A 15,304-nucleotide genomic window follows, 5' to 3' on the forward strand; every position below is an offset into this window, starting at 1 on the left:
GGTCCCCATGCGGAACGGCTCCCGAATAATGAAAAAGGATGCACTATGTTTTATTCCCTCCGCTTGAGGGTAGCGACAATTTTATTTGGCGCACTCATTTCCCCGCTGGCTCTGGCCACTCCGCCTGGTCAGTTTGCCGAACAGCAGGTCCGGCACATCGCCACCTTGTTTCCTGGCCGGATGAGCGGCAGCCCGGCTGAGCTGATGGCAGCCGACTACCTGCAACAGCAATTTACCGCGCTGGGTTATAAGACCAATACCCGCCAGTTCAGGACCGGCTATAAGTGGCAGGAAGAGGACGGCACGCAGCGCTGGCATAAGCTCACAGCAACCTCGGTGATTGCCGCGCGTGCAGGCAGCGTGCCGCAGGAGATTCTGATCGTGGCACATCTGGATACCTGGACGCCGCAAAATAGCAGCCAGGCCCAGCACAACCTGGGCGGCTTACGCCTGCAGGGCGTCGATGATAATGCATCGGGTCTTGGCGTGATGCTGGAGCTGGCGCAGCAGCTGAGCCGCAAACCGCTGCACTACGGCATACGCTTTGTGGCGCTGAGCGCCGGAGAGGCAGATCTGCACGGCATGGATGATTATGTTGAGCGGATGAGCACGCGTGAGAAGAAGAATACCCTGCTGGTCATCGATCTGAATAGCCTGATCACCGGCGATCATCTCTATTTTAACAGCGGCATGAATACGCCCCGGGCGGTGCGCAAGCAGACCAGCGAACGAGCCCTGTTACTGGCACGCCAGCAGGGCATTCCCGCCGCCAGTCATCAGCTGAACCGTAAAGATTTTGACGCTCTTAATGCCTTCGACAAGGCGGGCTTTCCGCTGCTGGATGTGACCGCCAGCAACTGGACGCTGGGTAATAAAGATGGTGCGCTGCAGCGTCATCGTAGTCCCCACTTTCCTGATGGCGTTACCCGCCATCAGACTGACCTGGATAATCTGAGCTATCTCGACCGCTGGCTGCCGGGGCAGATAACCTTGCGAACCCGCGACAGCGTTCGCGTGCTGCTGCCGCTGCTCAGTGAACTGACCAACCCCAAAGTGTAAGGATCTGACATGTACGTGGTCTTTCTGAATTACGTTCGTCCGGTAGAAGAAGTTGAAGCGCTGCTGGCAGCCCATATCGAATGGCTGGATCGCTATTTTGACGCGGGCTTTTTTATTGCAGCGGGACGTAAAGATCCGCGCACGGGCGGCATGTTACTGGTCAGGGAGATGGAACGAGAAGAGCTGGATGCAATTTTAGCGGAAGATCCGTTTGTCACGGTGGCAGAGTATGAGGTGACGAAAGTGAATGTGACCCGTGCAGCAGAGGCGTTTGCCGGATTAAAAGGCGCTTAGCTTTCCGCCTGACTGCAGCCAAAAACTTCTCTCCCTGTGTGCGGGGAGAGAAGTCCTGCGTCAGCCTTCGTGCAGACCACACTCGCGCTTGAGGCCGAAGAAGCGCGTCTCTTCTTCTGCCATACCCGGCTCCCACTTGCGGGTGGTATGGGTATCGCCCACGGAAAGATAGCCTTCATCCCACAGCGGATGGTACTTCAGCTTATGCTGTTCCAGATACTGATGAATCTGGCGGTTATCCCAGTCGATAATCGGCAGCAGCTTAAAGACGCCACGCTGGACGCCCAGCACCGGCAGATTCGCCCGACTGCCCGACTGGTCGCGCCGCAATCCGGCAAACCAGGTCTGCGCGCCCAGGGTTTCAATGGCGCGATTCATCGGCTCAACTTTGTTGATCTCGTTATATTTCTCAATCCCCTCGACGCCCTGCTCCCACAGTTTGCCGTAGCGCGCTTCCTGCCAGGCCGGTGAGGTTTCGGCGCGGAACACTTTAAGGTTGAGATTGAGCTGGTCCGCCAGCTCATCAATAAAACGATAGGTCTCCGGGAACAGATAGCCGGTGTCGGTCAGGATCACCGGAATATCGGGCTGCTGACGCGTCACCAGATGCAGCGACACCGCGGCCTGAATACCGAAACTGGAGGAGAGCACGTAGGCACCCGGCAGATTCTCCAGTGCCCAGCTGACCCGCTCTTCCGCTGATGACTTCTCCAGCTGCGCATTGGTCGCGGCCAGCGCCATAGCACGCTGGACTTTGGACATCTCATTCAGTGCTGCGAGGTCGGGGTGACTCATTTTGCTTCCTCCCAAAAATCGCGTGCCGGGTCCAGCACCGGCGCAACAATGCCCGCGCGGATGGTGAAGTCACCAAAGCCTTCAGCGGCCTGGCGCTCAGTGGCCCAGCGTCCCACCAGCTCATCAATGGTGGCGAGAATTTCGCTTTCGTTAATGTTTTCACGGTACATGCGGGGAATACGCGTTCCGCTGCGGTTTCCACCCAGATGCAGGTTGTAGCGACCTGGCGCTTTACCCACCAGCCCCAGCTCAGCCAGCATGGCACGGCCACAGCCGTTGGGACAACCGGTAACGCGTAACACTATGTGCTCATCGCCAACGCCATGCGCATGCATGATCCCTTCCACTTTGGTCACGAAGGCAGGCAGGAAGCGCTCGGCTTCTGCCATCGCCAGCGGACAGGTCGGGAACGCCACGCAGGCCATCGAGTTTTCGCGCTGTGCCGTAACGTGATCCATCAGACCATGTTCGCGCGCGATTGCTTCGATCTGCGCTTTTTCGCTTTCCGGCACGCCGGCCACAATCAGGTTCTGGTTAGCGGTCAGGCGGAAATCGCCCTGATGGATTTTCGCAATTTCAGCGATGCCGCTTTTCAGCGGTCGGCCCGGATAGTCGAGCAGGCGACCATTTTCGATAAACAGCGTCAGGTGCCATTTGTTGTCGATGCCTTTAATCCAGCCAATGCGATCGCCACGGGTGGTGAACTCATAAGGACGGATCGGCTCAAACGTCACGCCTGCCCGTTTTTCAACTTCTGCTTTAAAGGTCTCGACGCCAACGCGTTCCAGGGTGTACTTGGTTTTGGCGTTTTTACGGTCGGTACGGTTACCCCAGTCGCGCTGCGTCGTGACCACCGCCTCGGCAACGTCGAGGATCTTCTCCACCGGGAAATAGCCAAACTCGCTGGCGGTGCGCGCATAGGTCGCTTTGTTACCGTGCTCAATCGACAGCCCGCCACCCACCAGCAGGTTAAAGCCCACCAGCTTGCCGTGCTCGGCGACAGCGACAAAGTTCAGATCGTTGGCGTGCAGATCCACGTCGTTATGCGGCGGGATCACCACGGTGGTTTTGAATTTACGCGGCAGATACGTTTCACCGAGGATCGGCTCTTCGTCGGTGGTGGCGACTTTTTCTTTATCCCACCAGATCTCCGCATAGGCTCGGGTGCGTGGCAGCAGATGCTCAGAGAGTTTCTTCGCCCACTCATACGCTTCCTGATGCAGCTCCGACTCAACCGGGTTCGACGTACAGAGCACGTTACGGTTAACGTCGTTGGCGGTCGCCAGCGCATCCAGCCCCACCTCATGCAGCATCTGATGCGTCGGCTTGACGTTCTTCTTCAGAATGCCGTGAAACTGGAAGGTCTGACGGTTAGTCAGACGGATGCTGCCATAGATGGTTTTATCGGTGGCAAATTTGTCGATGGCCAGCCACTGAGTCGGCGTAATGATGCCGCCCGGTAACCGGCAACGCAGCATCATGGCGTGGCGCGGCTCCAGCTTCTGCTCCGCACGTTCGGCACGAATATCGCGATCGTCCTGCTGGTACATGCCGTGAAAACGAATCAGCAGGAAGTTGTCGCCGGTAAAACCGCCGGTCAGACCCTCTTCCAGATCTTCTTTAATGGTGCCGCGCAGATAGTTGCTCTGCTTCTTCAGACGCTCAGCGTCTGCTAATTTGCCTTCTACAACCAGCGGTCCAGGGTGTTTATCGCTCATTAGTAAACGTCTCGCTGATAACGGCGCTCAATGCGCAGCTCACTTAAAAATTCGTCGGCCGTTTCACGATCCATTCCGCCGTGTTCGACCACCACATCCAGCAATGCCTGCTCGACGTCTTTTGCCATACGATTCGCGTCGCCACAGACATAAAGATGCGCGCCCTCTTCGATCCAGCGCCACACTTCGGCCCCTTTCGCGCGGATCTTATCCTGTACGTAAATCTTCTCTGCCTGATCGCGTGACCAGGCGAGGTCGATATGAGTCAGCAGACCATCTTTCACATATTTCTGCCACTCCACCTGATAGAGGAAATCGTCGGTGAAGTGCGGATTACCAAAGAATAGCCAGTTTTTGCCGCCGGCACCGTCGTTGTCGCGCTGCTGCATAAAGGCGCGGAACGGCGCGATGCCGGTGCCCGGGCCAATCATGATCACTGGCGCATCCGGATTAGCCGGCAGGCGGAAGTTGTCGTTGTGTTCGATGAAGACCCGGACTTCGCCCTCTTCTTCGATGCGATCGGCCAGCCAGGTCGATGCACCGCCGCCGCGCTGGCGACCTTCAATATCAAAGCGAACGGCACCGACGGTGATATGCACTTCGGTATCGGTTTCAGCCTGCGAAGAGGCGATAGAGTAGAGGCGCGGCGTCAGCGGTCGCAGCAGTCCGGTCAGCTGTTCAGCGCTGAGTTCGGACGGTGCCAGGCGCACCATATCCACAATCGGATAGTGCTGCGCATAGTGCTGCAGCCTGGCTTTATCATCCACCAGTGACAGCAACTCCGCGTTGCGTGACAGCTGGGCATACTGCGCCACGATCTGCGCGGTGTTAACCGTCAGCTCGAAATGCTTCTGCAGCGCCTCCGCCAGCGGCAGGGTTTTCCCCTGAACCTCTACCGGCTCATCGCCTTTCAGCCAGACCAGCTCCAGCAGTTCGCTGACCAGCGCCGCGTCGTTCTCATACCAGACGCCCAGCGCATCGCCAGGCTGGTAGCGCAGACCGGAATCGCCCAGATCGATTTCGATATGGCGCACATCTTTATCTGAGTCCCGTCCGGTAATTTTCTGATTCACCGCCAGACTCGCGCTGAGCGGCGACTCTTTAGTATAGGGGCTGGTGGTGACTTCGTTGACGCTGCCGGCTGCTGTCGCCGCAGCCTGCGCCGGGGATTCAGTGGGAACGCGTTTCTTGAGAATTTCCGTCAGTGCATTGCGCCAGGCGGCGGCCTGCTCCGCATACTCAACATCTGCATCGACGCGATCCAGCAGACGCTCGCCGCCCAGCTCCGCCAGTCGGCTGTCAAAATCTTTACCCGCCTGACTGAAGAATTCATAAGAGGTGTCGCCCAGGCCAAACACTGCGAAGGCGGCACCCTCCATTTTCGGTGCCTTTTTCGACATCAGGAATTTATGCAGCGCCACCGCCTCTTCTGGCGGTTCGCCTTCGCCCTGGGTGGAGGTTACAACCACCAGCATTTTTTCCTGGCCAATTTGTTTGAACTTGTAATCACCGGCATTCACCAGGTTTACGTTCAGCTTTGCGGCCAGCAGGTCATCACGCAACTGCTCAGCCAGACGACGTGCGTTGCCGGTCTGGGAAGCGGAAAGCAGCGTAATGGCGGGCGCTTCGGCCGGAGCCGGAGCAGATGCAGTGCTGGCGACGGCGCTACCCGGGGTCTGTTCCACCCTGCCCCAGAAATAGCCTGACAGCCACGCCAGTTGAGTCGGGGAATAATCTGTCGTCGCCGCCTGTAAGCGAGCGAGTTGTTCCGGGGAGAGCGGAAGCATTGAACCAGGTGCCTGAGTCGTCATCGCGTTAAAAATTCCAGTATCAGAAGTCCGGACCGTAAAATGGCGGAAGAGTGCGTAGGTTACCGGTCCGTATATTAACGATTAAATACACCTTCGACATATCAAATAACCAAAATGACTAAATGGTTTTCCAGGTAGGAATAATCGTTAAAAGTGGTAAGCAAAGCGGTGATATATCAGTTAATTAGCTGGACGACACTGTATAAACGCGCAGGAAAAGTATCGGTTTGTGCGGTTCGGGTGCGAAAAAAGCGGTAATCAGGTAGAATTCAGCGGTTTTTTAATGTCTGAGAACCATTATGTCTACCACCTTGTTTAAAGAGTTCCAGTTCGAAGCCGCGCATCATCTACCGAATGTGCCGGCCGGACACAAATGTGGCCGTCTGCACGGTCATTCGTTCCTGGTTCGTCTGGAGATTACCGGCGAAGTGGATGCGCATACCGGCTGGGTTATGGATTTTGCTGAGCTGAAGGCGGCGTTTAAGCCTGTCTACAATCGGCTGGACCACTACTATCTGAATAATATTCCCGGCCTGGAAAATCCCACCAGCGAAGTGCTGGCGAAATGGATCTGGGATCAGATGAAGCCGCAACTGCCGCTGCTTAGCGCGGTGATGATCAAAGAAACCTGCACCGCAGGCTGCGTTTACCGCGGCTAACCCTGTCGGATCGAACCCTTCGATCCGACGCGGCTCTTCTCTCCGTCCTGCCTCTGACGCTCAACACTTCCCTGTGGTTAACGGCTCATTGCGTGCCGCTTTATCAGGATCAGGCGATATTGAGATATTTATGGGTCTGCATCGACAGACGCCAGTTACGGGCAATGCAGGTCTCAATACAGAGCCGGGTTGCATCATCTTTGCGGCTGATTGGCTGCAGGGCGATGATACGCGCTTTGGTGTCATCAATGCCTGCCAGCAGCCGATCCAGCGCTTCCACATCACGCTCGCGCGCCACCGGATGCTTGATTTCATCGGCCCGGCTCAGCGCCTGGGGCAGCACATCGTAGCCGCCGCGCATGTTGACCTTCGGCGAGACGGTCACCCAGGTCCGTTCAGAACAGTGAATCTCGTGGGTTCCGCTGGTCTCAATCTGGCACTGGAAACCGTGCTGCTCCAGCGCAGTGGTTAACGGACGCAGATCGTAAATCGCCGGTTCACCACCGGTGATGACCACATGACGCGCCGTCCAGCCCTGCTGCGCAATGGCACTCACCAGGGTCGCCGCGTCGGCATCACCCCAGGCGTCGCTTTCCACCGTCTTGATCAAAATATCGCCCAGCGACGTTTCCCGATCTGTCCGCTTTTCCCAGGTGTGTTTGGTATCGCACCAGCTACAGCCCACCGGGCATCCCTGCAAACGAATGAAAATGGCAGGCACGCCGGTGTAATAACCTTCGCCCTGCAGTGTCTGGAACATTTCGTTAATCGGGTATTGCATTACGGACTCGCTTGAAAAAAACAGGGCGCTGATTATGGCAGATTTGCCGCGCAGCTCAACCACGCGTTGTGCCTTTTCTCCGCGCCGGACAAAACACAAATGAGGGGCTTCAGACGGCTGACAGGCTCAGAACGTGGATGGCCAGGACCGAAGAGCAAAGCGTCCCGCGCTCAGGACAAAAACGCCGGAAGCGTTTTTGAACAACGCAAAACGTTGTCCCGGTAACGGGCGTACCTCAGGGATGAGGTGCGTAATCGCGCGGACCCGGCCGGCAGAGATGCCGCTTTGGCGATCGGGCCTTTCCATCTGCGTCTGCGCACCGCCACCAACAAAAAGCCCCGCACAAGGCGGGGCTTCAGAGGCCGATGATGTCACTTAGCGCGACATCAACGCACAGTCATTACTGACCTTTAACTTCTTTCAGACCGTTGAATGGCGCTTTAGAACCCAGCGCTTCTTCAATACGGATCAGCTGGTTGTACTTAGCAACACGGTCAGAACGGCTCATTGAACCGGTTTTGATCTGGCCCGCTGCAGTACCTACCGCCAAGTCAGCGATGGTCGCATCTTCGGTTTCGCCTGAACGGTGAGAGATCACGGCAGTGTAGCCCGCGTCTTTCGCCATTTTGATCGCAGCCAGAGTTTCGGTCAGAGAACCGATCTGGTTGAATTTGATCAGAATGGAGTTAGCGATACCTTTATCGATACCTTCTTTCAGGATTTTGGTGTTGGTAACGAACAGGTCATCACCCACCAGCTGGATTTTGTCGCCCAGTACTTTGGTCTGGTAAGCGAAGCCGTCCCAGTCAGATTCGTCCAGGCCATCTTCGATAGAAACGATCGGATACTGTTTAGTCAGATCTTCCAGGAAGTGGGTGAACTCTTCAGAGGTAAACGATTTACCGCCTTCACCGGCCAGAACGTATTTGCCATCTTTGTAGAACTCAGATGCCGCACAGTCCATCGCCAGAGTGATGTCTTTGCCCAGCTCGTAGCCTGCTGCTTTTACCGCTTCAGCGATAACAGCCAGCGCTTCGGCGTTGGAACCCAGGTTAGGCGCGTAGCCGCCTTCGTCACCCACTGCAGTGCTCATGCCTTTGCTTTTCAGCACTTTTGCCAGGCTGTGGAACACTTCAGAACCCATACGGATGGCTTCTTTCAGGTTCGGAGCGCCAACCGGCTGGATCATGAATTCCTGGATGTCGACGTTGTTGTCGGCATGTTCGCCGCCGTTGATGATGTTCATCATTGGCAGTGGCATAGAGTATTTGCCTGGGGTGCCGTTCAGTTCAGCGATGTGCTCATACAGCGGCTGACCTTTAGAGGCTGCAGCGGCTTTAGCAGCTGCCAGTGAAACAGCCAGAATGGCGTTAGCACCGAAGTTAGATTTGTTCTCAGTACCGTCCAGGTCGATCATGATCTTATCGATGTTCGCCTGATCTTTCGCGTCTTTGCCTTTTACCGCTTCAGCAATCGGACCGTTTACTGCAGCAACGGCTTTGGTTACGCCTTTGCCCAGATAACGTGATTTGTCACCGTCACGCAGTTCCAGCGCTTCGCGTGAACCGGTAGAGGCACCTGATGGTGCAGCTGCCAGGCCTACGAAACCGCCTTCCAGATGCACTTCAGCTTCAACAGTCGGGTTACCACGTGAGTCGATAATTTCGCGACCGATGACTTTTACGATTTTGGACATTACGATTTTCCTCAGTACAAGTTAGTCAATCCTAAGACAAGCAACGCGCGAAAAGTTCGCGCGCTGCCTGTGAAACTTACTTCGCTAAACGCTTCTGATGCTCATGTGCGGCTTTAACAAAGCCGGCAAACAACGGATGGCCGTCGCGTGGGGTCGAGGTAAACTCAGGATGGAACTGGCAGGCCACAAACCACGGATGGTTCGGGATCTCGATAATCTCAACCAGTTGATCATCACCAGAGCGACCTGCTACGCGCAGACCGGCTGCTTCAATCTGCTTTAACAGCATATTGTTCACTTCATAGCGGTGGCGATGGCGCTCAACGATAGTGTCAGAGCCGTAGAGCTGGCGAACCTGGCTGCCCGGCGTTAACTGACACTGCTGGCTGCCCAGACGCATGGTGCCGCCCAGATCGCTCTGCTCGCTGCGGACTTCGACGTTGCCATCTTCGTCACGCCATTCGGTGATTAATGCCACCACCGGATATTTACAGTCTGGCACAAATTCCGTGGAGTTGGCGCCCGGCATCCCGGCGACATTACGGGCGAACTCCATCAGCGCAACCTGCATGCCCAGGCAGATGCCCAGGTACGGCACGTTGTTTTCACGTGCATACTGCGCGGTCATCAGCTTGCCTTCCACGCCACGGTAACCGAAGCCACCCGGGATCAGAATCGCATCCAGATCTTTCAGTAATTCGACACCGCGTGATTCAACATCCTGCGAATCGATCAGTTTGATGTTCACGGTGACGCGATTTTTCAGGCCGCCATGTTTCAGCGCTTCGATGACCGACTTGTAGGCATCCGGCAATTCCACATACTTGCCCACCATACCGATGGTAACTTCACCACCTGGATTGGCTTCTTCGTAGATCACCTGCTCCCATTCGGCCAGGTTGGCTTCCGGTGCATTCAGGTTGAAGCGCTTGCAGATATAGTCATCCAGGCCCTGCGATTTCAGCATGCCAGGAATCTTGTAGATGGAATCAACGTCTTTCAGCGAGATAACCGCTTTTTCAGGGACGTTACAGAACAGGGCGATTTTAGCGCGTTCGTTGGCCGGTACGGCACGGTCAGAACGGCAAATCAGCACGTCTGGCTGAATACCAATCGACAGCAGCTCTTTCACCGAGTGCTGGGTCGGTTTGGTTTTCACTTCACCGGCAGCCGCCATATACGGCACCAGCGTCAGGTGCATATACATGGTGTGTTCGCGGCCCACATCAACGGCCATCTGGCGAATCGCTTCCAGGAACGGCAGTGATTCGATATCCCCGACCGTGCCGCCGATTTCGACCAGTACCACATCATGACCTTCACCGCCTTCAATAATGCGTTCTTTGATGGCGTTGGTGATGTGCGGAATAACCTGAATGGTTGCGCCCAGATAGTCGCCACGGCGCTCTTTGCGCAGGACTTCTGAGTAGATACGGCCAGTGGTGAAGTTGTTACGACGCGACATTTTGGTACGGATGAAGCGCTCGTAGTGACCCAAATCCAGATCGGTTTCAGCGCCGTCATCAGTGACGAAAACTTCACCGTGCTGCGTCGGGCTCATGGTGCCTGGATCCACGTTGATATACGGGTCCAGCTTCATGATGGTCACGTTCAGACCACGGGCTTCGAGAATGGCTGCGAGGGAGGCTGCGGCAATGCCTTTACCCAGAGAGGAAACGACCCCGCCGGTCACAAAAATATAATTCGTTGTCATGCTGAACCTGAGAGTTTAGGTTTAAAGACGGTGGAATAACCAGGACGGGAAAACAGTATACTGGAAACCGCTATCAGCCACAATTGATGAATCACCGCCATCCTCCAACGCATTGCTGCGGCTAACATAGCCGATAGCCGCCAATGAAATGTTGACGTGCGTCACAAAGTTGCCGTCAGGCTGAATCGAGTAAGCGAAAGCGGTGACTTTATGCACAGCGCTGGAATAATCAGCGCTTCTCGCCCCGTTTCACCTGCTGCCAGGCGGCTTCCATCTGCTCCAGCGTGGCACCCGGCATACTTAACCCCTGTGCAGCGATGATCGCTTCGACTTCGCGGAAGCGGCGCTCAAACTTGTCGTTGGCCTTTTGCAGCGCAGTTTCCGCTTTGCTGCCCAGATGGCGCGACAGGTTAACCGTGGCGAACAGCAGATCGCCAATCTCCTCTTCCAGCTTCTCACCATCCACCACGCTCTGCTGCGCCTCGTGCATCACTTCATCAATCTCTTCATGCACTTTAGCCACCACCGGCCCCAGCGTGGTCCAGTCGAATCCGACATTGTGACAACGCTTCTGAATCTTGTGGGCGCGCATCAGTGCGGGCAGTGCCTTAGGGATATCATCCAGCGCCGAATGCTGGGCTTTGTCAGCCCGCTCAGCGGTTTTTATCGCTTCCCAGTTTTTCAGCACTTCGCTGCTGGTTTCTGCTGTGGCATCGCCAAAAATGTGTGGATGACGGCGCTCCAGCTTGTCGCTGATTGCGTGGCAGACATCCTCAAAATTAAAGCGATCCTGTTCGCTGGCCATCTGCGCATAGAACACCACCTGAAACAGCAGATCGCCCAGCTCACCGCGCAGATCGTCAAAATCTTCGCGCTGGATAGCGTCCAGCACTTCGTAGGTCTCTTCCAGCGTATAGGGCGCGATGGTGGCGAAGGTCTGTTCACGATCCCACGGACAGCCATGTTGTGGATCGCGCAGGGTTTTCATTATGCCAAGCAGGCGCTCAATAGCGTTCATTCAGGAGGATCCTTGATTAGTGAGATGACAGGCAACGGGCGAAGAGGCAAAGCGTACAACACGGCAGGACGCTATTCACCGCGTCCGGCCGTGTCTGGTGGTGCAGAAAACGCCTGCGCAACCTCCAGCTGCCGGTTGCCTCAGTGCCTGCCTGAATATCAGTGCAGGCGACGGGCGTCAATGATATCAGAGACCTGGTTCAGACGCGCCAGGACACGTCCCAGTACCTGATGGTTGTAGATCTCAATATCCATGTCGATGGTCGCCAGCTGTTTTTTGGTGTCGCTGCGGCTTGAGACGCCCAGGACATTCACTTTCTCGTTGGCGAGAATGGTGGTGATGTCACGCAGTAAGCCGCTGCGATCGTTGGCGGTCACGCGCACCACCAGCGAATAGCCGCTGGAGTAGCTTTCGCCCCACACCGCATCGACGATACGTTCCGGCGCATGCGAAATGAGTTCAGCCAGCTGGTCGCAGTCGGCGCGATGAATAGAGATGCCGCGCCCCTGGGTGATGAAGCCGACAATATCATCCCCCGGAATCGGCTGGCAGCAGCGGGCAATGTGGTGCATCAGGTTGCCCACGCCTTCCACGACGACGCGTCCGCTCTCTTTGCGTGAAGAGGGAGTGTACGACTTCTGGGTGAGCTGACGCAGCGCTTCGCGATCTTCCTCTTCGGCGCTCGGCTTGTTCAGCTTCGCCTGCAGGAAGTTAACCATCTGGTTAAGACGGATATCGCCGCCGCCAATCGCCGCGAGCAGCTCTTCAAGCGAGGTCACGTTATAGCGCGGCAGCAGCAATTTTTCGGCTTCGCGCAGGCTGATATCCAGCTGATTCAGTTCGTTATCCAGAATCTGCCGTCCGGCGATAATATTCTTGTCGCGATCCTGCTTGCGGAACCAGTTGTGGATCTTCGAGCGCCCACGGTTGGTGGTGATGTAGCCCAGATTCGGATTGAGCCAGTCGCGGCTCGGGTTCGGCTGCTTCTGGGTGATCACTTCAACCTGATCGCCCATCTGCAGCTGGTAGGTGAACGGCACGATACGGCCACCGATTTTCGCGCCGATGCAGCGGTGACCGATGTCGCTGTGAATATGATAGGCAAAGTCGAGCGGCGTCGATCCAGCGGGCAGATCCACCACGTCGCCTTTCGGGGTAAAGACGTAGACCCGGTCATCGAACACCTGGCTGCGGACCTCTTCCAGCAGTTCGCCGGAGTCCGCCATCTCTTCCTGCCAGCTGATAAGCTTACGCAGCCAGGCGATCCGCTCTTCATGACCGGCCGCGCCACGCGCGCTGCTGGAAGTTGGCCCCTCTTTATATTTCCAGTGCGCCGCCACGCCCAGCTCGGCATCTTCATGCATCTGGCGGGTACGGATCTGGATCTCCACCGTTTTGCCCTGCGGCCCTAACACCACCGTATGAATCGACTGGTAGCCGTTGGGTTTGGGGTTAGCGACGTAGTCATCAAACTCGCTGGGCAGATGGCGATAGAGCGTATGCACCGTACCCAGCGCACCGTAGCAATCCTGCAGGCGATCGGCGACGATGCGCACCGCCCGCACGTCAAACAGCTCATCAAAGGCCAGCGATTTTTTCTGCATCTTGCGCCAGATGCTGTAGATATGTTTCGGACGGCCATAGACTTCGGCGCGCACGCCCTCTTTGACCATCTCTTTGCGCAGATTGCTGACGAAGTTTTCGATGTACTGCTCACGGTCAATACGCCGCTCATGCAGTAATTTGGCGATGCGCTTATATTCGTCGGGATGCAGGTAGCGGAAGCAGTAATCTTCCAGCTCCCATTTGAGCTGACCAATACCGAGACGGTTGGCCAGTGGCGCATAGATATTGGTGCTCTCTTTGGCGGCCAGTACCCGCTCATCTTCCGGCGCATCTTTCATTTCGCGCAGGTTCATGATGCGTTCAGCCAGCTTCAGCACTACGCAGCGGAAATCTTCCACCATCGCCAGCAGCATGCGGCGAACGTTATCCACCTGTTCAGAGGCCATGGAGTCGTTGTGGATCGCTTTCAGCTGGCGGATGGCGTCCATATCGCGCACGCCGTGTACCAGCGAAACAATGCCTTTGCCGACGGCGGTTTCCAGCTCCTCTTCACTCACCACTTCATCGTTAGCCAGCGGGAAAATCAGTGCCGCACACAGGCTTTCGATATCCATGCTGAGCATTGAGAGGATTTCAACCATCTCAATACCGCGCCACAGCAGCAGCGACTGATCAGGATGGCCCTGCGTCTGCGCTTCACAGTAGCGCCAGGTCTCGGCCACACGTTGACATGATTGCGGGTTGGCAATACCGAGACTGGCGATCCACTGGTCGAGGGCGAAATCCCCCTCAGTATTTAAATGCGCACTTCTGACCGCAACCATAACCTCTCCTGCACAACGACATACATCGCTTATGTTTTTCTGAACAGCACCATGGATTCGAGATGACGGGTATGTGGGAACATATCCAGCATCGCGACCCTTTCCAATTGGTAGCCTGCCGACAGCAATGTCTGGCTGTCGCGGGCGAGTGTGGTGGGATTACACGAAACATAGACCACGCGATCTGGTGCAAGTTTAACCACATGCGCCATTACGCCCGCAGCCCCGGCGCGTGCCGGATCGAGTAATACCTTGTTAAATCCCTGTGCCGCCCACGGCTGGCGCGACACTTCTTCTTCCAGATTATGCTGAAAGAAACTGACATTTTTAAGATTATTCAAATCAGCATTATACGCTGCCTGCCGCACTAATGCTGCAATCCCCTCCACACCAACCACATTATGTACGAAGATTCCTATAGGAAGTGTGAAGTTTCCCATGCCGCAAAACAGATCCAGCACCCGGTCTTCCGGCTGCAGATCGAGCCAGGCAATTGCCTTCGCGACCATCTGCTGATTAACACCATCGTTAACCTGAATAAAATCCTGTGGGCTGAAGGTTAGCTTAAGCTGGTGAGATTGATAAAACGGCGTCGACTCATTTAACGCACTCAACTCTTCCTCGCCCGCATCCAGGAACAGCATCAGCTGATGCTTATGCGAAAACTGTTCCAGTTTTTCACGGTCATCCGCATGCAGCGCATCAAGATGGCGCAGAATCATCAGCGGCCCGTTGTCTGCCAGCACCAGTTCCACATGCCCGAGACGCCTGACGGCGCGTAAGTCACTGAGACACTGATGCAATGGAACCAGTAAAGCCTCAAGTTCGGGCACTAAAATGGGGCATTGCTGAATATCAACCAGATCGTTGCTGGCTTCCTGACGGAAGCCCATCTGCAACCGCTGCGCCTTATTTTGCCATTGCAGCCCCAGACGGGCGCGACGACGATAGCCCCAGGGCTGAACGGCGATTACCTCATCCACCGCCACGTCTTGTGCGGCGGCCTGGCGCAGCATCCGGCTCAGCGCCTGGGCTTTGCTCTGCTGTTGCAGCGCCACATCGGCATGCTGCTGCTGGCAGCCGCCGCAGCGTTCATAATGTGGGCAGCGCGGCGTGACGCGCGCCGGACTGCGGCTAATCAGTCGTGTCACTTTCGCCCGGGCAAATTGACGTTTATCCTCTGTCAGCATGACCTCCGCCTGTTCCCCAGGCAGGGCACCGGCGACAAAAAGGGTTTTGCCCTTGTGACGCGCCACCCCTTGTCCGAACGGATCGAGCGCCTCAATGGTGACGGTGATCCGTTGTTGCGTCGTCACGCGCTGTTTTGCAACGTAAAATTGCGCCATAGTGTTATTAATTCTCTTTATCG

The 15,304-nt window shown here is 56.1% G+C and carries 12 protein-coding genes; 3 read left to right on the forward strand and 9 right to left on the reverse strand.

Features of this window, described 5'->3' with window-relative positions; translation table 11 throughout:
- Nucleotides 1-45 precede the first annotated feature (45 nt).
- Together ACMGGP_RS13970 and ACMGGP_RS13975 are read left to right on the forward strand one after the other, a co-directional pair.
- Nucleotides 46-1,059, forward strand: a complete 1,014-nt coding sequence (locus ACMGGP_RS13970) for an aminopeptidase (RefSeq protein ID WP_010672132.1) — start codon at nt 46-48, stop codon at nt 1,057-1,059.
- Nucleotides 1,060-1,068: 9 nt separating this feature from the next.
- The gene (locus ACMGGP_RS13975) at nt 1,069-1,353 is read left to right on the forward strand and encodes a YciI family protein (protein ID WP_010248560.1); all 285 of its coding nucleotides are present in this window, start codon (nt 1,069-1,071) and stop codon (nt 1,351-1,353) included.
- Nucleotides 1,354-1,413: 60 nt separating this feature from the next.
- Here ACMGGP_RS13975 and ACMGGP_RS13980 read toward each other — a convergent pair whose 3' ends face one another.
- Genes ACMGGP_RS13980 through cysJ form a run of 3 tightly spaced genes read right to left on the reverse strand, consistent with a single transcriptional unit; the run spans nt 1,414 to nt 5,677 of the window.
- Complete coding sequence (locus ACMGGP_RS13980; RefSeq protein ID WP_010248562.1) at nt 1,414-2,148, reverse strand: phosphoadenylyl-sulfate reductase; 735 nt, start codon at nt 2,146-2,148, stop codon at nt 1,414-1,416.
- Complete coding sequence (cysI, locus tag ACMGGP_RS13985; RefSeq protein WP_022623798.1) at nt 2,145-3,866, reverse strand: assimilatory sulfite reductase (NADPH) hemoprotein subunit; 1,722 nt, start codon at nt 3,864-3,866, stop codon at nt 2,145-2,147. Before cysI ends, ACMGGP_RS13980 begins: the two co-directional genes overlap by 4 nt.
- A complete protein-coding gene (gene cysJ / locus ACMGGP_RS13990) occupies nt 3,866-5,677 on the reverse strand; it encodes an NADPH-dependent assimilatory sulfite reductase flavoprotein subunit (RefSeq protein WP_022623799.1) in 1,812 nt (603 codons plus the stop codon). The genes cysI and cysJ overlap by 1 nt, the downstream gene beginning before the upstream one ends.
- A gap of 299 nt (nt 5,678-5,976) precedes the next feature.
- Here cysJ and queD point away from each other — a divergent pair, with 299 nt between their 5' ends.
- Nucleotides 5,977-6,336 carry a 6-carboxytetrahydropterin synthase QueD gene (queD, locus tag ACMGGP_RS13995; protein ID WP_498798568.1) on the forward strand — a complete coding sequence of 120 codons (360 nt, stop codon included), beginning with the start codon at nt 5,977-5,979 and terminating at the stop codon, nt 6,334-6,336.
- 109 nt (nt 6,337-6,445) lie between these two features.
- On the opposite strand, the gene queE is transcribed toward queD, so the two are convergent.
- From queE to rlmD, 6 genes are all read right to left on the reverse strand, one after another.
- Nucleotides 6,446-7,117: a 7-carboxy-7-deazaguanine synthase QueE gene (queE, locus tag ACMGGP_RS14000; protein WP_010248569.1), complete on the reverse strand. Its 672-nt coding sequence runs from the start codon at nt 7,115-7,117 to the stop codon at nt 6,446-6,448.
- Between the two features lie 400 nt (nt 7,118-7,517).
- Complete coding sequence (eno, locus tag ACMGGP_RS14005) at nt 7,518-8,813, reverse strand: phosphopyruvate hydratase (protein ID WP_010248571.1); 1,296 nt, start codon at nt 8,811-8,813, stop codon at nt 7,518-7,520.
- A gap of 76 nt (nt 8,814-8,889) precedes the next feature.
- Nucleotides 8,890-10,527 (reverse strand): glutamine hydrolyzing CTP synthase, encoded by a 1,638-nt coding sequence (gene pyrG, locus ACMGGP_RS14010; RefSeq protein WP_010248572.1) that lies wholly within the window; start codon nt 10,525-10,527, stop codon nt 8,890-8,892.
- A gap of 229 nt (nt 10,528-10,756) precedes the next feature.
- Nucleotides 10,757-11,545: a nucleoside triphosphate pyrophosphohydrolase gene (mazG, locus tag ACMGGP_RS14015; protein WP_010248574.1), complete on the reverse strand. Its 789-nt coding sequence runs from the start codon at nt 11,543-11,545 to the stop codon at nt 10,757-10,759.
- Nucleotides 11,546-11,703: 158 nt separating this feature from the next.
- The gene (gene relA, locus ACMGGP_RS14020) at nt 11,704-13,935 is read right to left on the reverse strand and encodes a GTP diphosphokinase (protein ID WP_010248576.1); all 2,232 of its coding nucleotides are present in this window, start codon (nt 13,933-13,935) and stop codon (nt 11,704-11,706) included.
- A 29-nt stretch (nt 13,936-13,964) separates the two neighbouring features.
- The gene (rlmD, locus tag ACMGGP_RS14025) at nt 13,965-15,281 is read right to left on the reverse strand and encodes a 23S rRNA (uracil(1939)-C(5))-methyltransferase RlmD (RefSeq protein ID WP_498798569.1); all 1,317 of its coding nucleotides are present in this window, start codon (nt 15,279-15,281) and stop codon (nt 13,965-13,967) included.
- Nucleotides 15,282-15,304 lie beyond the last annotated feature (23 nt).

Source organism: Curtobacterium sp. BNK-1, from assembly GCF_048685235.1.
Lineage (GTDB): Bacteria > Pseudomonadota > Gammaproteobacteria > Enterobacterales > Enterobacteriaceae > Pantoea > Pantoea agglomerans.